Origin of the sequence: Halomonas sp. 72, from assembly GCF_052379785.1 — a bacterium.
Taxonomy (GTDB): domain Bacteria; phylum Pseudomonadota; class Gammaproteobacteria; order Pseudomonadales; family Halomonadaceae; genus Vreelandella; species Vreelandella citrativorans.
Map to the genome: position 1 here is coordinate 39,412 of NZ_JBQSYY010000007.1, position 24,170 is coordinate 63,581.

The window sequence follows — 24,170 nt, forward strand, 5'->3', positions numbered from 1 at the left end:
CTTGACGAATGGCGAGTTATCGCCAACGCTTAATCAGGTCAATGCTAATCGTACGTAAGGTAGCGTACGTTTTCTAAAGCAGAAAAGCGTCACCAGGGAAAAGGAGAAAGACGATGCTAGGCAATGCGATGCTATTCTTGATTATTGCGATTATCGCCGGTGTGCTTGGGTTTTCGGGAATCGCGGGGGTTGCATCAACCATCGCGCAAATTCTATTCGTTCTGTTTCTCATCCTGTTTGTGGTATCGCTATTTACAGGGCGACGCCGTTAGCATAAGGGCTGCTCATAGAGACCTTTCATAAAGACTTGTCATAAAGACTTTGGATAGAACCAGCTAAACAAAAAGCCCCGTTTGGGGCTTTTTGCATACGGGTCAGCCGTACTGTTACCGGGTATGGAACGCTAAAAATCAGGCATCAATACGCTTGTACTTCATGCGCTTGGGCGTATCGTTACCTACCCGCTTTTTATGATCTTCTTCATAGTCGGTATAGTTACCGTCGAAGAAGACGACTTCAGAATCACCTTCAAACGCCAGAATGTGCGTGGCAATACGGTCCAGGAACCAGCGATCATGAGAAATCACCATGGCGCAGCCTGGGAAGGCAAGAAGGGCTTCTTCAAGCGCACGCAGTGTCTCAATATCAAGGTCGTTAGAAGGTTCATCCAGCAGGAGTACGTTGGCGCCCTGTTTGAGCGTTTGGGCAAGCTGCAAGCGTCCACGCTCACCGCCGGACAGCTCATCCAGGCGCTTCTGCTGGTCATTGCCTTTAAAGTTAAAGCGACCAACGTAGGCACGTGAAGACACTTCGTAGCCGTTGATGTTGAGAATGTCCTGCTCGCCAGACACCGCCTGCCAAACCGTCTGCTTGTCATCAAGTGCATCACGTAGCTGCTCAACATAAGCGATCTCAACCGTGTCCCCGATGACCGCTTCACCCGTGTCTGGCTGCTCTTTACCGGTGATGAGTTTAAACAGGGTCGATTTACCCGCACCGTTTCCGCCGACGATGCCGACAATCGCACCTTGGGGAATAGTGAAGGAAAGGTCTTCATACAGCAGCTTGTCTTCAAAGCGCTTGGAGACATTATGAAACTCGATGACCTTATCACCCAGGCGCGGGCCAGGCGGAATATAGATCTCGTTGGTTTCATTGCGTTTCTGGAAGTCGCCGGACTGCATTTCTTCAAAGCGGTTAAGGCGCGCTTTGCTTTTGGCCTGACGACCTTTAGCGTTACTACGCACCCACTCAAGCTCTTGCTTGATGGCTTTTTGCCGCGATGCTTCCTGCTTGGCTTCCTGGGTCAGGCGGTGCTCTTTTTGCTCTAGCCACTGAGAGTAGTTGCCTTCAAACGGGATGCCTTGACCACGGTCGAGCTCCAGAATCCAGCCCGCTACGTTGTCCAGGAAGTAACGGTCGTGGGTAATCGCCACAACGGTACCGTTATAGTCATGCAGGAAGCGCTCCAGCCAGGCAACCGATTCGGCGTCCAGGTGGTTGGTGGGCTCATCCAGAAGCAGCATGTCCGGGCTTGAAAGCAGCAGGCGACAAAGCGCGACACGGCGCCGCTCACCACCTGAAAGATTGCCCACTTTGGCATCCCAAGGCGGTAGGCGAAGCGCTTCGGCGGCGACTTCAAGCTTACGCTCAAGGTTGTGGGCATCGGCGGCTTCAATGATGTTTTCAAGGCGTGCTTGCTCGCTTGCTAGTGCATCGAAGTCGGCATCAGGCTCAGCGTAGGCAGCATAAACAGCGTCCAGCTTCTCCTGCGCTTCCTTGATAGCGCCTAGTGCTTCTTCAACGGTGTCGCGGACATTTTTCTCATCATCAAGCTGCGGTTCTTGGGGGAGATAACCGACATTGATACCCGGCATCGGACGAGCTTCACCCTCAAACTCTTTATCGACACCCGCCATAATGCGCAGCAGTGTGGATTTACCGGCACCGTTTAAACCCAAAACGCCGATTTTGGCGCCCGGGAAAAACGATAGCGAAATATCCTTGAGAATTTGTTTTTTGGGTGGCACAACTTTGCCAACCCGGTTCATGGTGAATACGTATTGCGCCATGGAAATCCGTTAGGTTGATGAATGAGACAGCAAAGTGCTGAGTAGCCTCAGATGATAGTGCTCTGTGCTTGGAAAGGCCAGAAGATGCCACCGGGCAACATCCAATGGCTATAAAAAGAAAGCGTGGGTTTTGTGATGCGTTGGATGGTGACGAAGAGGGCAACTGGCTCGCTGCCCACTTACAGGAGCTATTTACGCATCCCAATCATCTTCAATGGCACGCTGTAAACGACGCTCTTCAAGCCATGCTTCTACCTGTCGGCGGGCGCGTAACGAGTCGGCTTTGCTTGGTTTATGCTTGCCGTATTGATCATCGTTTACGGCATCAAGATTATCGAATTCGTCAGCTTCAAGGTTTTCTGCTGAGTAGTTCTCACGATTTAAGGGGTCACGGCTCATGGTATGCCCTCCAACCCAAGCCGGCAGGCCGGCGTCACGATGGCTTCTTTTGAAAGAAGCGCCAAACGCTGTAGCAGCGCCTAGCCGCTATATAACGCTACATGGGCTGAAGGTCAAGAGCTAGCTGTTAATTAATGAGTCCTGTGCTTGATGAGCGGTGTTATCACTGCTTTGTCATTCAGCCAAAGCCAGTTGTGCCTCCACGCGCTCAGTAACATCTTTTTGTACGCCGATGAAATACACCAGGTGGCCTGTTTCATCAAAACGGGCGTTGTGGAGAGCGTTGCATTGCAATCATGTTTGTTATTCCACTTCTGGCAGTTTCAGCGCACTAAGCACCGCCCCAGCCGCCGTAAGCGCCAAAAGCAACAGCAACGCCGCACTACCTAGCCATTGGGCCAGCCCGCCAATAACGCCGCCGACGACGAGCATGAGCAGGCCGGTTAAGGTATTGGAAAGAGCAACATACAGAGCCCGGTCATCCTGACTCGCCATATCTACAATATAGGTTTTGCGCCCCAGGCGGACACCGTGGTGGACGATCACCAGCAACGCATACACCAAGGCATATGGCCAAACACTCTGAGTCCAAGTGCCGGGTAGCCAGGCCAAGCCAGCACCTAGTAAACAGCAGGTAACGGTGCCAATAGCCGCATTACGCATTACACGGCGGCTGGATTGGTCGGCTAATTTACCCCAGATAGGGCTTGCCACCATTGCTGCAAGACCCGATACCACGACAAGCAGACCAAGCCCACCCAAATCAGAGCCGCTTTGCTGCTGGCCGAGTAGCGCAATGTAGGGTAGCGCCAGTGCGCTGGAGAGCAGCAATGCTCTGGCAACATTGAAATGTAGAAACGTGCGATCCTTTTTTAAGAGCGATAAGCCAAGCTTGATGCTGTCCCAAGCGCTCTCTCCACCTTCCACTGCACCTGGTACTTCTTTAATACGTGCAACACAGAGCGCGTTTAGTAGCCAACTGAAGGCGGCAATGCTTAAAAGTACAGCGAGGGCGAGGTTGCCTGGTTGATTACCCAGCAACATCAGCACGCCACCCGCCGCCAGGGTTGCGCCGCCCGCTAGGCTACCGCTCCACCCCATCAGGGCGCCTCGGCGGCGTTTGGCAATGGTTTTGCCCATGACATCTTTGCTGGCAATTGATGAAAGCCCGCGTGCCAAGGAGAGCAGCACAAGTACAGCTAACACCGCAGCGCCACCCAGGCTTCCGCTCCCCACAAGTGCCAAAACAGCAAGTGCAAATGCGGCAAGTGCCTGGAACAGCGCACCTAAAACCCAAACGCCTTTACGCTTGGGTTTTAGACGAATAAAGCCCGCCACGAATATCTGGGGTAACAGGGCACCAGACTCACGGATAGGCACCAACAGCCCCACCATCCAGATGGGTGTGCCGATAATCCCCATTAGCCAGGGAAGCACCAAGCGTGCGCTGGATAGCTCGTCAGCAAGCTTATTCCCCAGGGAGGCCCATAAGTGCAGAAAAAAATTACGTGGTTGTTCGGCGCAGGCCTGCTCCGGAATATCAGCACAGAGTCGACTGTCCTCATCGCCCGTTAGCCACTCAAAAACACGCGCTTGAGAAATATTGGGTCCAGCCATGACAGCTCCTTGGCGGTTATACTCCTGGAATGACAAAATGCAGCGACAGAATGCCACCATTATATGGGTAAGGAGACCGAAAGTGTCACGGATCCAGATTCGCTATTGCACGCAATGCCAATGGCTTTTACGCAGTGCCTGGTATGCTCAGGAACTACTCTCCACGTTTGGGGAGGATTTAGATGAGGTGGCCCTTGCACCTGCGCATGGCGGTACCTTTGAAATTTGGTGTGATGACACCTTAATTTGGGAACGCAAGCGTGATAGTGGCTTTCCGGACAGCAAAGTGCTGAAACAGCGCGTTCGCGACCAGATCGAGCCGCACCGTGACCTGGGGCATATCGACCGATGAACCAGGATCGTCAGGCTATTCTTTACGGGTTAGGTGCTGTGGCGCTGTGGTCAACGGTGGCGACTGCTTTTAAAGTCGGCCTGGGTTTGATGGGGCCAGTTGAATTAATGTGGCTTGCGGCGTTGGTTTCCTGGCTTTTAATGGGCGCTCTGGTGCTTAAACAAGGTGCTATGAGGCAGGCGTTAACCAGCGGATGGAAAACCGCCTTATGGGCGGGGATCATGAATCCCGTGGCTTACTACTTGGTGCTGTTTGCTGCTTATGATCGCCTGCCTGGCCAGGAAGCGATGGCGCTTAATTATACATGGGCGCTAGCGATGGCATTCCTAGCGGTTCCCATACTGGGGCAGCGGTTAACTCGGGTGGATGTTTTGGCAGGTGTGGTGGCCTATGCGGGCGTATGGGTAATTGCGACACGGGGCGCGGTACTCAATGTGTCGTTTGCGGACCCTGTTGGCGTGCTGTTCGCGCTTTCATCGACTCTGTTATGGGCGCTTTACTGGTTGTTTAATGCACGTGATTGTCGCAAGCCTATCGTCGGGCAGTGGCAGAACTTTACCGTTGGACTACCGGTGTTAACCGTTTTATTGCTTATGGGGCCTGGGCTTCAATGGCATGGCTGGAAAGGTTTTGGTGCCGGGGTCTATGTTGGGCTGTTCGAAATGGGGATCGCGTTTGTCCTGTGGCAAATGGCCGTTCATAAGGTTTCACGCACAGCGAAAGTCTCGACCCTGATTTTTCTTTCGCCTCCGGTTTCGCTGATGCTGCTTTATTTAGTGGTTGATGAGCCTCTGCTTTTCTCTACGTTTATTGGATTGGGATTGATTTTATTTGGGTTGGCACTTCAGCAGCTTCAGGTGAAGCCTGTTGCTGTCGAGCAATAAGTCCCATTTTTATCGCCCGCTGCGCATGGGTTGGGTACAGGAAAAGCATGATGCGCCATCAAGCCGCTCTATGTGTCGGAGCCTCTGTGGCCAGCGTAGCTTTCCTTGCCTCAACCTTGGGCGGCGAAGACCATTTGTGATCAGTTGGCCGATGCCTGATAACCACCGCCCAAAAGTGGTTCAAGCTCAGGCCACACGTTATCTAGAATCAGGGGCTGTGCCTCGGCCGTGGGGTGGATGCCATCCTCCTGCATAAGCTGTTCGTTAAGTGCCACGCCCTCTAATAAGAACGGCAACAGCGGCACGTCATACTCTTCGGCCAGGGAGTAGTAAACGCCGGTAAAGGCATCCCGGTAGGCCTGGCCATAGTTGGGGGGAATATCGATACCTAACAGCAGTACCTGAGCATCAATCTCCTGGCTTTGCTCAATCATACTGGCCAGGTTTGAACGCATTTGATTGGGCGCAAGGCCACGCAAACCATCGTTGCCACCCAGCTCCAATAGCACGATATCAGGCTGTTGTTTCTCCAAAATGGCGCTAAACCGCTGTAATCCCCCTGAGGTGGTTTCGCCGCTAATACTGGCGTTTACCACCGTTGCCTGGTCGTCCAAGCGCTCTTCCAGCAGGGTGACCCAGCCTTGCTCATGTTCGATACCATAAGCAGCACTCAAGCTATCGCCCATAATGAGTACGGTAGGGGGCTCGCTTGCGTTGATCGCAGGAGCGCTTAAGGTGACTATCAGAACCACTAGGTAGCCAGTTACCATACCGTTACGTTTTTGCCATGCCACAGGGATGCCTCGCTTCATGCCTTACTCCTCAGATAAAGCTGCATACTCGTCCAACGCTGATGCATCGCCACAAGCAGACAGCCACTCTATTACCGACGCCACTGCACAGGGCAAGGTTCCCCATGCCCCGTTGAGTCGGCCTGTACTGCATGCAGAAATGCTATCGAAGAAAGTGACCAGTGGCGAACGCACGCTAACTATTCTGGATCAACTGTCGTTAAGCGTAGCAGCTGGGGAAAGCGTCGCCATTTTAGGTAAAAGCGGGGCTGGAAAATCAACCCTGTTGGGCCTGCTCGCCGGGTTGGATACCCCCAGCGATGGCGAACTCACGCTGTTTGGTAAGGCGCTTAGTCGTTTGGATGAGGATGGCCGTGCGGCGTTAAGAGCTGGGCGCGTGGGCTTTGTGTTCCAGAACTTTCAGCTACTACCCACCTTAAGCGCGCTAGAGAATGTGTTACTGCCTTTGGAGCTTTCACCGCGCGCCGGAGAAGACCATATTGCCCAAACATGGCTTGCTAAAGTGGGATTGGGTGAACGCGTAGACCATCTACCCAAGCAGCTTTCGGGCGGCGAGCAGCAGCGAGTGGCGATTGCCCGGGCGTTTGTCACCGATCCTGAACTGGTGTTTGCGGATGAGCCGACCGGCAACCTCGACCCTGATACCGGCGCTCAGGTGATCGACCTGCTGTTTACCTTGAATCATGAGGTTGGAACAACGCTTATCCTGGTCACCCACGACCACGCTTTGGCACGCCGCTGTGATCGATGCCTGCAATTAACCCAAGGGCAACTAATCCCCTTTGTACCTGCTGATGTACCTGCTGAATCCAGCGTGGCAGGAGAGGGGCAATGAGCGATATGCCATGGCGGCTGGCCGCCAGAAGCTTAAGGCGTGACTTACGCTCGGCGGATGTTCGTGCGCTCTTTGTCGCCCTTGTGCTGGCGGTTGCCGCCTCCACCATGATCGCTTTTTTTCTCGACCGGCTAGAGCGCGGCCTTGAGCGTCAGGCTGGGCAAATGCTGGGAGGGGATATCGTATTGGAGCAGCGCACCCCTTTTTCAGAAGCGCTACGCACGACGCTGGAAGAGGCAGGCTTTACGCTAAGCGACCAGGTCGGGCTGGTCTCCATGATCAGCTTGGGGGACCGTTTTCAACCCGCTAGCCTTAAAGCCGTGGACGACGTGTACCCGCACTATGGCGTATCGCGTGTCGATTTAGGGGAGGGGGCCGAACAGATAGCCTCGGGGCCACCAGCGGGCCAGGCATGGGCAGACCCGCGCTTGGCACAGTTGATTGAGATAGAGCTTGGCGACCGTGTACAGGTAGGGCGAACCGAGTTAACCATCAGCGGCATTATCGAACGCGAAGCGGATCAATCCGCTGGCTTTAGTAATTTTAATCCCCGCTTGATGCTCAATACGGCGGACCTGGAAGCAACCGGTCTTGTTCAGGAAGGCTCGCGTGTCGAGTTCGAATTATTGGCGGCCGGGCCTCCTCAAGCCATCGACAACGTGCAAGGATTACTCACCGAGTTGCGCCAGCAAGGGGTCGAGGTGCGTGATGTTCGGGTGGACCGGCCGCAACTAGGTAACGCACTGCAACGTGCAGACAGCTACCTGGGGTTGGCAGGGCTTGCCGCCGTACTGCTGGCCGGGGTCGCGGTCGCTATGTCAGCAAAGCGCTATGTTGAACGCCATCTGGACACGGCAGCATTGCTCCGCTGCTTTGGCGCTAGCCAGCAACAGCTTGTCATGCTGTTTAGCCTACAGCTGATCGGGCTGGCGTTGGCGGCGTCCTTGCTTGGCGCACTGCTCGGCGTAGCGGGACAGGCGCTGTTGCTGCATCTTTTGACCAGCTTTTTACCTATTACGCTACCGCCGCCGGGCATTATGCCGCTATGGCTGGGCGTATTAACGGCGATGGCGGTGCTGGTAGGGTTTGCCGGGCCAACGCTATTACGCATTAAACAGGTCAGTGCGCTGAAAGTGCTGCGTCGAGAGTTGGACCCTTTGCCTCCTGCCGCCTGGTGGGTAGCCGGTGTTGCCGCTGCCGTATTTGGCGGCCTGCTATGGCTCTATTCCGGTAGTGCGCCTTTGGCGGTCGCTCTGCTATTGGGGGGAGGTATCATGCTTAGTGCGCTTTGGGGCATCAGCGCGCTGCTACTCAATAGCATTCTTTACGGCATAAAAAAGCTAACGGGTACAAGCGAGTGGATACAGGCGCTGCGCCTGGGCGGGCGCCAACTGGCGCGTCGCCGTCAGGCAGGCGTGGGCCAACTACTGGCATTCTCTGTCACGTTCTTTGCCATGGCGATGATCGTTCTGGTGCGTGGTGACCTGCTTTCAACCTGGCAGGCCCAGTTGCCCGATGACATGCCCAACTACTTCGCCATTAATATCCAACCTGATGAGCGAGACCCCTTTGAGCAAGCCGTGGCGCCCCGTGTTGATATCCAAAGCACGCTGTATCCCATGGTACGTGGCCGTATTACCGCTATTAATCAGCAGCCTCCCATGGAAGCGGTACCTGAGGATGCCAGAGGCGACGGCTCTCTGCGCCGCGAACTGAACCTGACTTGGCAGGCCGAACTACCGGAAGATAACCAGATAGTGGCGGGGGAGTGGTTCACAAGTGAAGCACCCGTTGATGAGCTTTCCGTTTATAAACCACAAGGCTGGCTAGGCGCGGTTGATGCAGTATCTGACGATACTGTGCCTGTTTCCATTGAAGAAGGCCTGGCTGACCGGCTGGGACTATCACTCAATGATACGCTCACCTTCTCTGTGGGCGGTGATGAGCTGATAACACGTATCACCAGCGTGCGCAGCCTCAATTGGGACACTTTTAAGCCCAACTTCTTTTTGATTTTCCCGCCGGGCGTGTTGGAGTCGTTTGGACATAGCTATATCACTGCGTTTCATCTGCCTGACGAGGAGCAAGGCCTAATTCGCCAACTGGTGAGCGACTTCCCCGGTGTATCGTTAATAAACGTTGATGCCATTTTAGGCCAGGTACGTGATGTGCTAACTCAGGTGACGCGTGCCATCGAGCTTGTACTGGTACTGGTGTTGTTGGCGGGTGTCAGCGTGCTCTATGCTGCCTTGACCGCAAGCCAGCCGGTACGCGCCCATGAAAGTGGCCTACTGCGTGTCTTTGGAGCAGGCCAGCGAATGATTTCCCGGGTCCAAGGGGCTGAGTATGCCCTGTTGGGTTTTACCAGCGGTTTAATGGGCGCTGTACTGGCTGAAGTCGCGACCGCCGCACTCTATCTCTACTGGCTAGAGCTATCGCCGCGCTTTCACCTCACCTTATGGTTAGCGTTACCCCTTGGAGGCGCGCTACTGATCGGATTTATCGGCCATGCGCTATCGCGGGGGCTACGCCGTCAGGCGCCCGCAGCGAGCCTGGGGTTGCTTGGGGAGGCCTAGGGGATTTTGAAGTTTTACACGGGTAGCCAGAGGAGCTTTCACTTCATGGCGGCCATGAAGTGTCTCCGCTATTAACAGCGGAAAACATGAGGATTAATTTAAAGCGAATGTGTCAGGTTTATATCGAATATAGTCGACAACGCTATCGGCAGCGACAGCCGCTGGGAGTTGTTTTCGACCCGTTAGCGAATACTCAGTGCTATCACTGAAACCCAATGAGGCACATGGCCGGGAACAGATTTACTCTCGATCCACTATCGGGCTGGAAAGTTCCTGTTTAAATTCAATCGTAAGACTACACCGTTGACTGATCATTCTATATTTTTATTAGGATAGTAATGTTACCACTTGAGTGTACGTCCGGCGTTATTAAACCACTGCAGTGACTGCTTTTTACAGTGCTGAAGAGGAATTGCGCAAATTGAAAAGATCGTTTACTTTTAGCTAAATGTGAATTTTTTCTAATGTTTGTTAATGCTATGAGCTAGTAGCTGAAGCGTATTAAAAAAACAAGAACATAGTAATTTACGTATCAAAAAAAAGACGGGTCTTGCTTGAAGGATCATAAAGTTCAGTAAGCGGTTGATAAGTTAGAGTAAAGTTTTTAGGTGACAGTGTTTGTCTTGTTTAAAGATTTCTTATTCTGACGGGTCACGGCTTTTCTAGTGCACCCAAGGCACGAAGCGTATCAATACCTCAAACAAAGCCAGTAAGGGGACTAGAAAATGCATACTGATGTTACATACTCAAATATTGATCAAATTTTTACACTGAGTGGGCTGCGATCAGATCACTGGCGCGAGTTACTCGCGGTAGCACGAAAGTGGTCATCAGACAAAGCGAGTGTCGATCAAGTGAAACGTGTGTTTGATCAATTGAGCGCTATCGAAATGCTACATGCATACCCAGGTGCACAATTAATAGAAGCGCTGGCGGCTTATATTGAGACCGACCAAAAGGAAGCATTTAATGCTTTGGTCGGGCGGATCTCTTTTTCAATTTTAGCTCGATATTACAAAGAAGACCCCCACGAATGGGAGGTTTTACCTCACACTGAGAAAGATATTGACCGGAATACATCGTCCACAACGACAGCGGATCGCCCCTATTTTGAAGTATTAGTGGTAGCGCCTGACAACGGCGATCTCATCAATCGTAATATCAGGCTGATGCGCAGCCAGCGCCAAAAAGAAGATGAGTTTATTTACGAGCCACTCGTTGTCAATAATTTTCAAGACGCATTTTGTGCTATCGCGGTAAATAGTAATATCTGTGCAGTCGCTATTTTCGACGGGTTTGATTTCGCGAGCCACCAGCCTGTACCGCAGCTAGAAAGAATGATGTCAGACCTCAATATACATGAGGATGACGATCATTTGGCGCTACAGTTAGCAACAACGTTGTCAGCACATCGGCCAGAGCTTGATATTTATCTGATGTCGGATCAACGTCCCCAAAATATTGCAAGTGACCCTCGTTCAATCTGTATACGTCGCGTTCTTTATGCGGTCGAAGAGCCTATTGAGTTACATCTGGCCATTCTTGAAGGGGTACGCGTTCGCTACGAAACGCCCTTTTTCGACAATTTAAAACGTTATGCCCAACGTCCTGTTAGCACCTTTCATGCGTTACCCATTGCACGAGGTAAATCGGTTTTTCACTCCGATTGGATTCGCGACATGGGGCAGTTTTATGGACGCAACTTATTTTTAGCTGAATCGTCGGCAACAACAGGCGGTTTAGATAGTTTGCTAGAGCCAACCGGTAATATTAAGCGCGCACAAGAAAAGGCAGCAAGGGCATTTGGGGCGGATCACTGTTACTTCATCACGAATGGCACCAGCACCTCAAACAAAATAGTACTAATGGCCGTTGCCCAGCCAGGTGACATTATTATTGTTGACCGCAATTGCCATAAGTCGCATCACTATGGCGCTGTGCTAGGCGGATTACTGCCCTATTATGTCGAAGCCTTTCCCATGAAAGAGTATTCGATGTATGGCGCTGTTTCGTTACGGACCATCAAACAAGCACTGTTGTCATTAAAAGCAGAAGGGAAGTTAGACCGTGTTCGTGTCGTTGATTTGACTAACTGTACATTTGACGGTCACGTTTATAATACACGACGCGTGATGGAAGAGTGTCTCGCCATTAAGCCCGACCTTGTGTTCCTATGGGATGAAGCTTGGTTTGGTTTTGCTCACTGGTCGCCTTTCTTGCGCCCGCGCACGGCGATGGGAGCAGCCAGCAATATTGAAGCATGGCTGGACGATCCTGCTTCAATCACCGCCTACGAGCAACAGCAGGAGGAGCTAGGAGAACAACCTAATGATGAGGCATTACTCAATACGCGTTTAATACCTGATCCTCGTAAAGTGAAGCTGCGTGTTTATCAAACGAACTCTACGCATAAGTCGATGTCAGCGATCCGACAAGGGTCCATGATTCTTGTTAAAGACGTGGATTTCTACGGTATTGAACCCCAGCTGCATGAAGCTGTGTTTACTCATTCGACAACAAGCCCCAACCAGCAGCTAATTGCATCAATGGACGTTGCGCGCAGGCAAATGGAGTTGGAGGGGTACGGGTTAGTCAGTAATTCGATTCAAATGGCGTTAGATATTCGCAATCAAATAAATAAACATCCGTTAATATCGAAATACTTCCGCGTACTAGGTGCCGATGAAATGATTCCGAGAGAATTTCGCTCGAGCGGTTTTGAGGACTTTTTAGCCCAAGGCATCAATTGGAGCGATGCAGTACTCGCCATTCGCGACGATGAATTCTTTTTGGACCCTACACGTATCACTCTAATTTGCGGCACAGCTGGGTTCGATGGAACACAGTTCAAGAGTTTGCTGGCCGATAAATATGAAATTCAGGTTAACAAAACATCACGTAACTCGGTGCTTTTACAAACCAATATCAATAATACGAGAAGCGATGTAGCGCAACTGGTACACGTTTTACTTGAAATTGTAACGGAACTTGGGAAGAAACTAAGTCATTTAGGGGAAGAGGGTAAAAAAAGCTTTAACGAACGCGTCTACAGTTTGATGAGTGATGTGCCTGACCTGCCTAATTTTAGCTACTTTCACGAAACATACCGAAACGACGTTGCAGGTGTGGCGGTTGAGGGAGATATTCGTGATGCATTTTTCAAAAGCTGGAGCCCCGAGAATTGCGAATATGTCGGTTTATTTAGCGACGAATGTGACCGTCGTTTACAAGATGGCCCGCCCATGGTGTCAGCGAAATTGGTAATCCCTTATCCGCCTGGTTTCCCTATATTGGTTCCAGGGCAAGTTATTAGTAAAGAAACAATATCTTTCATGCGCAAGCTGGATGTTAAAGAGGTGCACGGCTATGAAGCCAACAGAGGTCTTCAGCTTTTAAAGCTTTCTTCATCTGATACCCCCTAATATTTCTTCTACGTATTTCTTTGACTACGCCCCTTTCATAATAGATGAAAGGGGCGAACTTTCGGAGCTTGTTTGATATGGCGACTTGGGAATGGGTAGTAGCTATTCTAAGAGGAAGTCCGGAGCTAGCAATATTTTTAGCTTTAGCAATCGGTTATTGGGTAGGCGGGATTAAGCTTGGTAATTTCAGCTTGGGCGCTGTCACGGGAACGCTGCTAGCGGGAGTGCTTATCGGGCAGTTAGGTATTGATATATCCTCACAAATTAAATCCATCTTTTTTATTATGTTTCTCTTTGCTGTCGGGTTTGGTGTTGGCCCTCAGTTTGTACGCGGTATTGCAAGTGATGGACTTCCCCAGGCAATTTTTGCCATTGTAATATCGATGCTGTGCCTGGCTTCTGTATATATCGCCGCTTCTATTTCAGGGTATGGTCCGGGCTTGGCGGCAGGCTTGCTTGCAGGAACACAAACTATCTCCGCCTCAATAGGCCTTGCGACTAATGCGATAAGTCAACTTGACCTTTCACCTGAGGAAATTCAGCAGCAATTAGATCTCATCCCCGTCGCCTATGCCGTTACGTATTTATTTGGAACAGTGGGTACCGGGTGGATCATCGCTTTTCTGGGTCCAAAGCTTTTACGCATTAACCTACAGGAAGAGTGTAAGCGCTACGAAAAAGAGATGTCAGTCGGCGCTTCCGAAGATGGTATGCATTCCGCATGGCATAAATACATCATTCGAGCTTATGAACTTAGCACGCCCGGCTTGATTGCCGGTAAAACGGTATCAGAAGCAGAAGCCAGTGTTGATGGGCGCCTGTTCCTGGAAAACTTGCGCCGTGGAGAAAAGATTATTCCCTTTGATGGCGATACCGTTCTACAAGTAGGCGATATTGTTGCTGTCTCAGGTAATCATGAAGCGTTAGTTGAGTGGAGCAATCGGGCTAAGGAAGTTGCTGATCCAGAGCTTTTGAATATACCTGTTGAATCGGTTGATGTTTTTATTACCAATAAAAAAGCAAATGGGAAAAAACTCATTGAGCTCGCTCAGCAGCCTATGGCTCGAGGTGTTTACGTTACACGTGTTCGGCGAGGCTCAATGGGCGTAGATATCCCTTTATATGCGCAAACTAAAATACATCGTGGTGATATCGTAACTATTAACGGTACGAAGAAACATATTGACGACATAATTGGTGAATATGGCTTTGCTGATCGCCCTACCAGTATTACGGATATGGTGTTAGTGGGTGCCGGTATCGTTTTGGGCGGTTTAATTGGTGCTATAACTGTTCCAATCGATGGAGTCCCGATCACGCTTTCCGTTTCGGGCGGCGCGTTGATTGCGGGTATTCTTATTGGCTGGTTACGTAGTTTTATACCGAAGCTGGGTACAGTACCAAGTGCAACGCTATGGTTTATGAATTCGGTAGGTTTAAATATATTTATTGCTGTAGTGGGGATTACGGCGGGTCCCACGTTTATTGCTGGGCTTCAACAAGTCGGCTTCGAGATATTCTTTTGGGGGCTATTTGCAACCTCTGTTCCGATGATCCTCGCCCCACTGATTGGTAAATATATTTTTCGTTTCGATCCTGCTGTTAATCTTGGCTGTTGCGGTGGAGCGAGAACGAGCACGGCATCTGTCGCTATGGTGTCTGAACAAGCAAAAAGCAATGTGCCCATGCTTGGATATACCGTGCCCTACGCTGTCAGTAATACGTTCTTAACACTGTGGGGCATGGTTATCGTTATATTATTATCATAGCGACGACGTGGCCCTGCGCAGGGGGTGTGAAAAGTAGAGCTATATCGCTGTCGGATCTGTTAGAAGGTGTTAATTTTAATTAAGATGCGGTGCTGCCAAGGCGAGTGGGATCTTTTGGCGAGTAACATGAAACGTCAACAATCCATAGTAAGAGAACTGACGAAAGCTCAACCCAGCAAAGCAATTGATCTAGTCGCCATGAACGGCATTCATGCAGTACCTGACGCGGATGCGATGAAAGTCACCTCAGGCTGCGTTATGATAGCGGTCTGATTTCTTTCCTGAATTGAATTGTGGGTGATAAAGAACGCGACAGTGGTGTGTGGTCGCTGTCGGCTTTATAAATCGCTATACTGAACAAATGGTTCTCCGGCTATGGATGGCCGCAACGCGCGGGAGGCTCTAAGGAGCCTCTCTCGTTTTGCTTTCTTACTGTAAATCGATTGGCTTAAGCAAGGGCAGCGAGGCTAGCCAGGCTTCTCTGAACCAAGGCAGATGCTTTTGCCTGTGAGTCTGATTCACAGTAGCAGCGCAGTTCCGGGGCATTGCCGGAAGGGCGCAAGTGCACAATATCGTTGTTTTCCAGCGTTATGCGTAAGCCATCAATTGTAGTTATATCTTTAATGGGCGCTGCGAAGCCTAAAGCTTCCTGCATCTCTTTAGGGGCTTCTCGCCACGTTGCTAACAGAGCATTGCTCTGCCAGGTAGGAAAGCCCTTAAGTCGGTCGCTTGCGGTATATCGTAAAGGAAGGTTGGCAAATAACTGCGACAGCCTGATACCTTGTTGGGCAGCTGTTATCATCAGGGTTAACGCGGGTAAAAGTGCATCGCGGGTGGGGAGTGCTGCTAGTGCACGGTTGTCTACTTCCAGCTCACTACCTAGCAAAAAGCCACCGTTGGCTTCAAAGCCTGCGACTCGATCAAACTGCTTACTGAGCGTTGCCATATTGGCCAATACATAGGGCGAACCGATGCGTGTTCGTTCAACCTTTTTAAACGCACCGCATGCTTCAATGGCTGTATTACAGCTTACTGGAACAGCAAGTGCTTCAATCCCCAGCGCTCGCGCGCACAGTAAGCCCACCACATCACCACGTTGCCAAGTACCTGTCTCATCGCCGACCAGAGGCCTATCGCCGTCACCGTCAGTAGAGAGCAGGGCATGCAGCTGGTACTGTTTTGCCCATGCGCTGCCCTTTGCCTGATCTTCTTCGCTTACTGCCTCGGTATCCACTGGAACAAAGGTTTCGCTACGACCGAGTATAACCACATCGGCACCTAGCTCGGCCAATATATGGACGTTTAAATCACGCCCAGCAGCAGAGTGCTGATATAGCCCTATGCGCCATCCTTTTAGCGGCTCGCCGGTAAACCACGAGGTAAAGTGCCGGGCGTATGTCTCGCTGGCTGCATCAGAAACGACATTGCGTACTGGATGCACCTCTGCTGGCATTCGCGCAGTTGAGGTAAAGATCGCATCCTCATCCTGTTTGGTAATTTCGCCATCAGGCCGATAGAACTTAATCCCATTACGATCAAAAGGTATATGGCTACCGGTAATCATTATGCAGGGAATACCATCTGTCATGGCCTGCAACGCAAGTGCAGGGGTGGGCAGTACGCCATAGTCATCAACTTCAACACCCATGGCGTGGGCGGCGCCAGTGCACGCTGCTACCATGGCTGGGCTGCTGGGGCGGAGGTCCATGCCGATTGCAATCCGTTTTACGTCAAAGCTTGACTGCATGGCAGAAATGAATGACACGCTAAATGCGGCACATACCTCGTCAGTAAATTGCTCTACTAGTCCTCGTGCGCCGCTGGTACCGAAGGCAATGCCGCTGTCAGCAATAATGGCCGCTGCTAAACGTGTTGAGCTCAACGTGTTTCTCCAGAATTAAAAGCCGGTGTGAAATAGTAAGCATAATAAGTTTACGCAATGAATTTAACACGCTGTAAAGCCGGAGCCATGGATTAGCTGTAGCCGGGGAGTTATTCGAAGGCGTAAAAAAATGGCCCCGCAAGCGGAGGCCATCAATAATGAGCGTTTAAGAATGGTTGTTGTGGAACTCTTTAGGCTTCTGCCGCACTTAGGTTTAAGCCCACCAAAATAGGGTCATGGTCAGAGCTGCGGAATGGGTCCGGTGCGTACAGGTTCTCGACCTGGCGCTCAGAGGTGTACTCCGTGTTGTAATCCAATGCAGTCGCTTCGTCTGCATTGATATGCCAAGTCGTGGTTCCGGTAACCTGCTGGGTCAGTGATTCGCTGGCCAATGCATGATCCAGCGACCCCCAGAAGCCATCAAAGACATAGCTATAGTCGTCATCGAGCAGCTCAAACCCTGCTTCTTTCAGCGCCGTGATAGGGTCTTCCATGGCATAAGCGTTCAAATCACCCAGGATGAGTACGTCTTGATCGTCACTGCCTGTTGGATTGCTTTCCAGCCATTCAAGGAGCTCCTTGGCTGCTTCAACGCGTGTCGGGTTGTTGTTGCCTTGACCGTCACCAATGGCACTTTCGCCATTGATCACACTGCCCTTTGACTTGAAGTGGTTGACGACTACGGAGAACTGCTCGCCGTTATCGTCGGTGAAGGTCTGCATGACCGGAGGGCGGCTGCCATAGGCAAACGCGCCGTCGGTCTTGGTGGCAGCGTCACCGGCAGGTGTCACCGCTTGGCTGTTATAAATCACACCCACCGCTATTGCATCAGTACCAGGGCTTGCGATATTACCTTCAGCATCCTTTGGAGTGCTGTAGTCCCATGTGACACCGTCAAGACCTTTTAGCTGGGCATCGGCATTTAAGGCATTAACAAGGGCCGCAATGGCACTGTCTTCCCCGAAGCCGTTGTTTTCAACTTCCATCAGGCCCACTACATCGGCACCGCTGGTATTGATTGCGTTAACGATCTTGGCTTCCTGACGGGAAAACTCTTCAGCGTTATTGGCGCCACGCGGTGAGTGCTCAGTGCCGTCAAGGGTGGTTGTTTTATTGTTGTTCTCATCCAGAGTATTGAAATAGTTAAGTACGTTGAATGAGGCAACCTTGATTTCAGCATCGCCCAAAGCATCGGTATCCGGTGTGGCGGGGCGGTCGGGGCCGTAGAAATCCAAGCCATCAACGTTTTGTACTTTCCACTCCCCATGGCTGAAGTCCAGTACACCTTCCAGGGTGTCCAGCATATCGCCCCCGCGTAGCGGGTTGGTAGCAGAGAGCTCTTCACCGTTACGACCATAGATAATCGGGTCCGGGTTTTGCGACGAGTTGGCATCATCGATCTTGATCGTGCGGGCTTCTGCGTCCTCGAGCCAAGCGCTATAGCCTTCCACGCTCGGCGCGTTGGCCTCAGTAAACTGCTCCAGGCGGCCGTTGGCAGAAAGCGTAACTTCACCGTAACGGCCTAGCTCGTAAAGCTCAGTAACCACTAGCGGCTCGCCATCGAGTGCTTTAATGGCGACACGCATGCCTTCAAACGCTTCCAGGCCCTGTTTGTTGGCAAAAGGTAGCTTGATGGCCTGGCTCTGGGGCAGAGGCTGCTCGCGAGCCAGAATGTCGAGACTGGAGCGGTCAGCGGTAAGCTGAGTCTTGTCATAAAATTCTGAAACGGTGCCACCAATACGGATCTGGTCGCCCGCAGAGAGCTGCTCAAGCCATTCACTGCTGCCACTCCCTGCATAAACGAAGATTCCTTCGGAGGTCAGCGGGTTATCGTCGTTGTCCTCATCTTCTTCTTGCAGAAAGAAGCCATCCATACCGGGCGTCACCATGGTAACGATCGCTTCTAGCGTGACATTCTCGTCATTTAGCGCGCTGGTACCGCCTTCACCCTGAACCGTCGAAATCAGCGTAATTTCGGGCTCCGGTTTGATGGCAACGCCAGGATAGGCGAGGGCGGGTACGTCGCCACTATTACCCCCCGCGGCAGAAGAGCTAGCTGCACTCTCTTCATCTGTCTGCGTGAACGCTTGGCGGTCCACGTTCCACGAAGCGGCGTCGTTATCTGACGTGTCGGGGTAGGCTTCAAAGGCAACTTTATTGCCATCAATACGCGGGTCGCCCTGCCAGAGGGTGACGGCATCGCCACCGCTGCCCAAACCGGCGGCATTGTCGGCAAAGCCAACTTTCAGGCTGTCGATGTTACTGATGTTGCTCCAGGCCTCACGGAACTGGGCCACGGCATCAATGCCACCATCGACGATCACAATGGAGGATTCGCCCGGTGCCAGCGTGGTCAGGCCTTCGATAAGCACGGCATCTTGCGGGTTGGCGCTGTCGTCGTCGTAGTAGAGCGGAGATTCAGCAAAGTCCAGAGTGTCACCAGAACGGTTGGTGATTTCAAACCAGTCTTCGGTGATATCCGTACCGGCTTGCCCTGGCCAGATCTCGGTAATGACTAGGCCAATGTCACTTTCACCCGGCACATAAGGCGCCTCCATCGTGCCAATACGAAATTCCATCGTTGCGTTATCGGGCAGGGCATTGCGCTCGAAGGTCCAGTTATCTGGATTACCAATCGCTGCTAAAAGCGCGTCTGCCGTACCGTAACCATCGGCGGTAAAGGCCGCGTTACGCGCGCTGCCAACGGCAATGGCCGTCGTGCCATTTTCCAGGCCTGGCGGCAGGGCCGAGTTATTGGAGTTTGTGGCGGTTTCCTGCCACTCACTGCTATTGGTTTGAATGGCATAGATAAAGGTAGGGTTTGTATCTTCACCCACAAACGCAATAACCTGGTCGCCACCCACGGAAAGGTTGAAACTGCCATTACCTACCGCCGCGCTGTTGGCATTAGAGAACTGGTCAGCGTTTTGAGTGTGAGAAATCACTGTGCCTGGGGCAACACCGCCTGCAGGCGCTGTCCATTTCACTGCACCTTCATTGGCTCGGAAGCCATCACCCGTCCAGCCGGAATCCGTAAAGGTAATTTCTGCCCCTTCGGCGATACCGTGTAGTGCAACAAACTGAAACTCTTTGTCACTACCGCTAACGGCCGTAACGGCGATATCGCCTGCACGCGGGGCCATATCCGGCAGCGCGTCAAACATAATATCCGTACCGATAAACTGCTGCTGGCTATCTGGAAGGTCTTTCGAAGACCGGCCATCATCAAACCAGTCGACCGTACCGCTATCAAAAAGCACGCTGGCTGAAATACCTGCATCGCTCATTTTTACGTCAAAAAGCGCTTCGGGTTTTGCGGTGAGCGCCTCAGGAATGGTGTTTAGATCGATGCCGTCAATTTCGCGAGCAGCATGGTGTCCGTCCCATAAATAGAGTCCAAAACCAGCGTCATCGCCATCATCTACAGGACCTGCCAGAATCAAGTAACCTTCTTCTCCAGCAGGCTCAATGGCGCGCACGGCCCGGCCATCAAGATCCAGCCGCAGCGGCTCGCCAAATGATGCTTGGGTAGCGCTGCCATTTACCAAGTCGATAGCGTTGGAGACTGGTAACAGTTGGGCGAAATCGTCGTCCAACGGCGCCCGCAGGCCAAGGTAAAGGGTCTCGTCGATAAACACCGCACCTTCAACATTTATTCCCAGCTCCAGTTTCAGCGCGTTATCCCCTAAACCATGCTCGTTGTTCGCATCCCAGGCAGCGAGCTGTTTGGCTAGATCGGTAAACTGGCCGGTCACGCTGATATCGAATGTGTCAGCGCTATCACCGGCCACTTCTGTAGTGAATATCATCGAGCGCTGGCCGCTTTGATGCGAGCCTAGCCAGTATTGAACTCCCTGGTAGGTGGCCACGGCTTCGAGGTCCACTTCCTGGCTATCGCTGAGACCCAGCGCATCGTTCAGGTTAATTGCCACAAGCGGCGCGCCGCCCGTTTCGCGGTCATAAAGGCGTAGGGTCTGATCTTCATCGTCCGCGACCAGCATTAGTTGCTCATCAATGGCAATGGCTGCTGATGCGTCTGATGCGCCCTGGTAGTAGCGCTCGCCAAGCTGAAAATCGGGTTGGGGTGTTTTTCCCGGCTCAGGTTCTTCGGGCTGTTCCGGTACTTCGGGCTGTTCCGGTACTTCGGGTTGTTCCGGTTCTTCGGGCTGCTCCGGTACTTCGGGCTGCTCCGGTACTTCGGGCTGCTCCGGTTCTTGGGGCTGCTCCGGTTCTTCGGGCTGCTCCGGTTCTACAGGCTGTTCCGGTTCTTCGGGTTCAGGCTGGGTTGCCTCGTCCTCGATTTGGTTAATCAGATGGCCTAGCAATGTATCGAAACTAGTATCAGTTGCATTGTCACCTTCACCCGCGAGAGATTGCAGCATCCTGGACGGCGCTAACTGTTGACTTTCGTTGCTCGCCTCGATGGCTTGTAGAATGTTTTCACGTGAAGCGCCAGTAGAAAGTAATTCCAGCCAGTAGTCAGCGCCAGTGGGCTCCGGCACGCGTCCCAGTACCCCCTGATACGCCTGAGTAAGCCAGGCTGTATCGTCATACGTAGCAATCGTTTGGAACTCGGCAGAAGTCTTGAAGCTTTCAGTTACCTCCTGCAGCGTTAATTCTTCACGCAGCGTGTTGGCCCAGTAGGTGAGGCCCTCTGTATCGGCTGATCGCAACAGGTAAGTGGTATAAAGCTGGGTGATCGGTTGAATCACTTCGTTAAACTCGGTGCTGGCCAACAGGTTGCGTGCAACACCCTCGACATCTATTTCACGGCGATCCAGCAAACCCGCCCAGTAACGCTGTCCTTGATCATCGGGTTGGCGTAACAGCAGCGTCTGGTACAACGAGCTAACAATGATCTGGTTATTCATGTCCATTTTCCGTCCAGGTAAGCAGTCATTCGTTTGTGGTTTGGGTCATGTATGCACATGTTGCAAGCGACATGCATGACAAGACCCTGTCAATATGCGGCGTCCATCGTTCGCAATATCACGTGATTACCTAACCTAACGCTTGGGTATGTCATGATTGTGACGTTTTAGATATCCATATTGACGCTGTGATACAAACCGTTGCCCAAGCATTGAACTCTTGGATAAAACGTTTTTTTGCACGAATTTATTCAAAGTGTCATATAGCCGTCACTGTTAGCTCAGTAACATCCCTCATCGCTTGAAGGGGCGAATACTCAAAAAAGAAGGGGATTTCAATGAGCAACTTTCAGCTACAGCTTCTGCACGCCGCTGATATGGAAGGGGGTGGCGGGGACTTACTGAACGCACCCAATTTCGTTTCCATCGTCGACCACCTGGAAAACCAGTACGCCAACTCATTGTTTGTGAGCTCGGGGGATCTGGTGTTGCCTGGGCCCTATTTAAGTGCTGCGTCTGAAGAGAGCCTACAAGCTGCGTTCCAGACCGCCGTAGAGGATATTTACGGACTGGAAACGGGCTCCATGAGTGGTATTACAGCCGCCTCGGGGCGGGTTGAAACGCTGCTGATGGATCTGGTCGATGCCGCAGCAGTGGCGCTGGGCAACCATGAGTTCGACTTGGGAACCGACCTGATTGCCGACATGCTCGCGCCCGTGGTCAATGGTGAAAGTGCTGCCGACGTAGCGTGGCTGGGTGCCCAATTCCCCTATATATCTGCCAACCTGGACTTCTCAGAGGATTCAGCGCTTAGCGGTTTGGCCACCAACGAGATATTTTCACACGATGCATTTCAGTCGACGCTTGAAGAAGTGCTGGCTGATGCGAACAAGCCCAAGCTTGCCCCGGCAGTCATTGCTGAACGTGGCGGTGAAAAGATTGGCATTATCGGTGTTACCACCCAGATTCTCGAGAGTATTTCATCGATAGGCGGTGTAGACGTGCTCTCAGGTGGCAGCAATGATATGCAGGCCCTGGCCGCTATCATTCAGCCGGTGGTTGATGACCTGGAGGCGCAAGGCATCAATAAGATCATCCTGAGTGCGCATTTGCAGCAAATTCAGTTTGAAGAAGAACTGGCGACCCTGCTGGACGGCGTCGATATCGTTATCGCCGGTGGTTCGGACTCGCTGCTAGCCAATGAAAATGACATTGACCGCGGTCTGTTTCCTGGCGCGGGCGAGCCGTATGACACCTACCCGATTCTCACCAAGGATGTTTCCGGTAATGACGTGGTCATCGTGAACACCGATGCCGGTTGGCGCTATGTCGCTCAGCTAGTGGTCGAATTTGACGAAAATGGCCACGTCGTCACCGACTCGATTGAGCAGGCTACTTCAGGCGTTTACGCCTCGACGGATGAGCAGGTAGAAGCTCTGTGGGGCAGCCTGGAAGACGCTTTTGCTGACGGAACCAAAGGCCAGATTGCCCAGGACCTTGTCGGTGCCGTGGGTGAGTTCGTGGCCGACCAGGATGGCAATGTTCTTGGCCTGTCCGATGTATATCTGGTGGGAGAACGCGGCTCGGTGCGCACCGAAGAGACCAATCTCGGGAACCTCACTGCCGACGCCAACCTCTGGTATGCCCGCCAGCTGGATGACGATGTCATGGTCTCGTTCAAGAACGGCGGCGGTATTCGTGAAGCGATTGGCGAAGTCGTCGTGCAAGGCGGCGATAGCGAGCCCAGCTATCAGGCACCGTCTGCCAATGATGCCATCGGCAAGCCAGCAGGTGGTGTATCTCAGTTGGACGCCGCTTCGGCACTGCGCTTCAATAATGACCTGGCCATCCTGACGGTTAACCGCAGCACGCTGCTTGACGTGTTAGAGCATGCCGTAGCGGCCGCCGCCCCTGATATCAGTGCAGGCCAGTTTGCCCAGGTGGGCGGCGTTCAGTACAGCTACGATTGGGAGCAGCCTGCAGGGCAGCGTATTCAAAGTGCCGCCATTCTCAACGAAGACGGCCAAATTCATGACGTACTGGTGGCCAACGGGCGCTTGGTCGGCGATGCAGACGCAACCGTAAAAGTCGTTACCCTGGGCTTCATGGCCGACGGCGGCGACGGTTATCCGCTAGGAGAAGACCGATACCTTGAACGCGTTGATCTGCTTGAAGCCTATGAGCTGGATGGCAAGTTCGACTTCGCTGAGAAGGGGAGTGAGCAAGACGCCTTCGCCGAATACATGGGCGCCATGTATAGCGAAACACCGTTCAGCGAAGCTGAAACGTCGAGTAGCGAAGACCTGCGCATTCAGAACCTGGCATTCCGCGATGACGCTGTGCTCAGCGAAGCGGTTGATCCTCTCCTACGACTGTATGATGCGGCCTTTGAACGCGATGCCGATGGCGCGGGCCTGGGCTACTGGCTGGACGTCAGCCAGAGTGCAAGCCTTGACACTATTGCCAACAGCTTTATTGCCTCTGATGAGTTCAACGAGCGCCATGTAGGCATACAGGATGACGCCTTTGTTGAACTAATGTATTCCAACGTGCTCGAACGAGCGGCAGACGCGGCAGGTAAACAGTATTGGCTTGATGAAATGGCCAACGGTGCCGAGAAAGGTGCGGTAATGGTTGGTTTTTCCGAGTCTGACGAAAGCATGTTGCTATTTGGATAAT

General features: G+C 52.2%; 14 protein-coding genes. 8 read left to right on the plus strand and 6 right to left on the minus strand.

What is annotated here, in order from left to right; all coding sequences use genetic code 11:
* Positions 1-113 precede the first annotated feature (113 nt).
* Positions 114-272 carry a DUF1328 domain-containing protein gene (locus ACT3T6_RS09100; protein WP_018918588.1) on the plus strand — a complete coding sequence of 53 codons (159 nt, stop codon included), beginning with the start codon at positions 114-116 and terminating at the stop codon, positions 270-272.
* Between the two features lie 138 nt (positions 273-410).
* Here the strand turns inward: ACT3T6_RS09100 and ettA are convergent, their stop codons facing one another.
* The 3 genes from ettA to ACT3T6_RS09115 all read right to left on the minus strand — a co-directional run bounded on the left by ettA (position 411) and on the right by ACT3T6_RS09115 (position 4,088).
* Positions 411-2,072 (minus strand): energy-dependent translational throttle protein EttA, encoded by a 1,662-nt coding sequence (gene ettA, locus ACT3T6_RS09105; protein WP_193055005.1) that lies wholly within the window; start codon positions 2,070-2,072, stop codon positions 411-413.
* Between the two features lie 192 nt (positions 2,073-2,264).
* Complete coding sequence (locus tag ACT3T6_RS09110; RefSeq protein WP_087107752.1) at positions 2,265-2,471, minus strand: PA3496 family putative envelope integrity protein; 207 nt, start codon at positions 2,469-2,471, stop codon at positions 2,265-2,267.
* Positions 2,472-2,774: 303 nt separating this feature from the next.
* The gene (locus ACT3T6_RS09115) at positions 2,775-4,088 is read right to left on the minus strand and encodes an MFS transporter (RefSeq protein WP_193055006.1); all 1,314 of its coding nucleotides are present in this window, start codon (positions 4,086-4,088) and stop codon (positions 2,775-2,777) included.
* 82 nt (positions 4,089-4,170) lie between these two features.
* Between ACT3T6_RS09115 and ACT3T6_RS09120 the strand changes: the two genes are divergently transcribed.
* Both ACT3T6_RS09120 and ACT3T6_RS09125 read left to right on the plus strand, forming a co-directional pair.
* Entirely contained in the window at positions 4,171-4,440 is a 270-nt protein-coding gene (locus ACT3T6_RS09120; protein ID WP_287077975.1) for a SelT/SelW/SelH family protein, read from the plus strand.
* Positions 4,437-5,324 carry a DMT family transporter gene (locus ACT3T6_RS09125; protein ID WP_193055007.1) on the plus strand — a complete coding sequence of 296 codons (888 nt, stop codon included), beginning with the start codon at positions 4,437-4,439 and terminating at the stop codon, positions 5,322-5,324. Before ACT3T6_RS09120 ends, ACT3T6_RS09125 begins: the two co-directional genes overlap by 4 nt.
* Before the next feature lie 140 nt (positions 5,325-5,464).
* Here ACT3T6_RS09125 and ACT3T6_RS09130 read toward each other — a convergent pair whose 3' ends face one another.
* Complete coding sequence (locus ACT3T6_RS09130; protein WP_193055008.1) at positions 5,465-6,136, minus strand: arylesterase; 672 nt, start codon at positions 6,134-6,136, stop codon at positions 5,465-5,467.
* Between ACT3T6_RS09130 and ACT3T6_RS09135 the strand changes: the two genes are divergently transcribed.
* The 4 genes from ACT3T6_RS09135 (at position 6,135) to aspT (ending at position 14,738) form a co-directional block, all read left to right on the plus strand.
* The gene (locus ACT3T6_RS09135; protein WP_407647903.1) at positions 6,135-6,971 is read left to right on the plus strand and encodes an ABC transporter ATP-binding protein; all 837 of its coding nucleotides are present in this window, start codon (positions 6,135-6,137) and stop codon (positions 6,969-6,971) included. The two genes, ACT3T6_RS09130 and ACT3T6_RS09135, sit on opposite strands and share 2 nt — an antisense overlap.
* Positions 6,968-9,547 (plus strand): ABC transporter permease, encoded by a 2,580-nt coding sequence (locus ACT3T6_RS09140; protein ID WP_193055009.1) that lies wholly within the window; start codon positions 6,968-6,970, stop codon positions 9,545-9,547. The genes ACT3T6_RS09135 and ACT3T6_RS09140 overlap by 4 nt, the downstream gene beginning before the upstream one ends.
* 725 nt (positions 9,548-10,272) lie before the next feature.
* Entirely contained in the window at positions 10,273-12,969 is a 2,697-nt protein-coding gene (locus ACT3T6_RS09145; protein ID WP_193055010.1) for a beta-eliminating lyase-related protein, read from the plus strand.
* A gap of 77 nt (positions 12,970-13,046) precedes the next feature.
* Positions 13,047-14,738 (plus strand): aspartate-alanine antiporter, encoded by a 1,692-nt coding sequence (aspT, locus tag ACT3T6_RS09150; protein WP_193055011.1) that lies wholly within the window; start codon positions 13,047-13,049, stop codon positions 14,736-14,738.
* A 448-nt stretch (positions 14,739-15,186) separates the two neighbouring features.
* On the opposite strand, the gene ACT3T6_RS09155 is transcribed toward aspT, so the two are convergent.
* Positions 15,187-16,620 carry a phosphomannomutase gene (locus tag ACT3T6_RS09155; RefSeq protein WP_193055012.1) on the minus strand — a complete coding sequence of 478 codons (1,434 nt, stop codon included), beginning with the start codon at positions 16,618-16,620 and terminating at the stop codon, positions 15,187-15,189.
* 191 nt (positions 16,621-16,811) lie between these two features.
* The gene (locus tag ACT3T6_RS09160; RefSeq protein WP_193055013.1) at positions 16,812-21,491 is read right to left on the minus strand and encodes an ExeM/NucH family extracellular endonuclease; all 4,680 of its coding nucleotides are present in this window, start codon (positions 21,489-21,491) and stop codon (positions 16,812-16,814) included.
* A 338-nt stretch (positions 21,492-21,829) separates the two neighbouring features.
* Here ACT3T6_RS09160 and ACT3T6_RS09165 point away from each other — a divergent pair, with 338 nt between their 5' ends.
* On the plus strand, positions 21,830-24,169 hold the full coding sequence (locus ACT3T6_RS09165; RefSeq protein WP_193055014.1) for a DUF4214 domain-containing protein: 2,340 nt from the start codon (positions 21,830-21,832) through the stop codon (positions 24,167-24,169).
* Position 24,170: the final 1 nt, after the last annotated feature.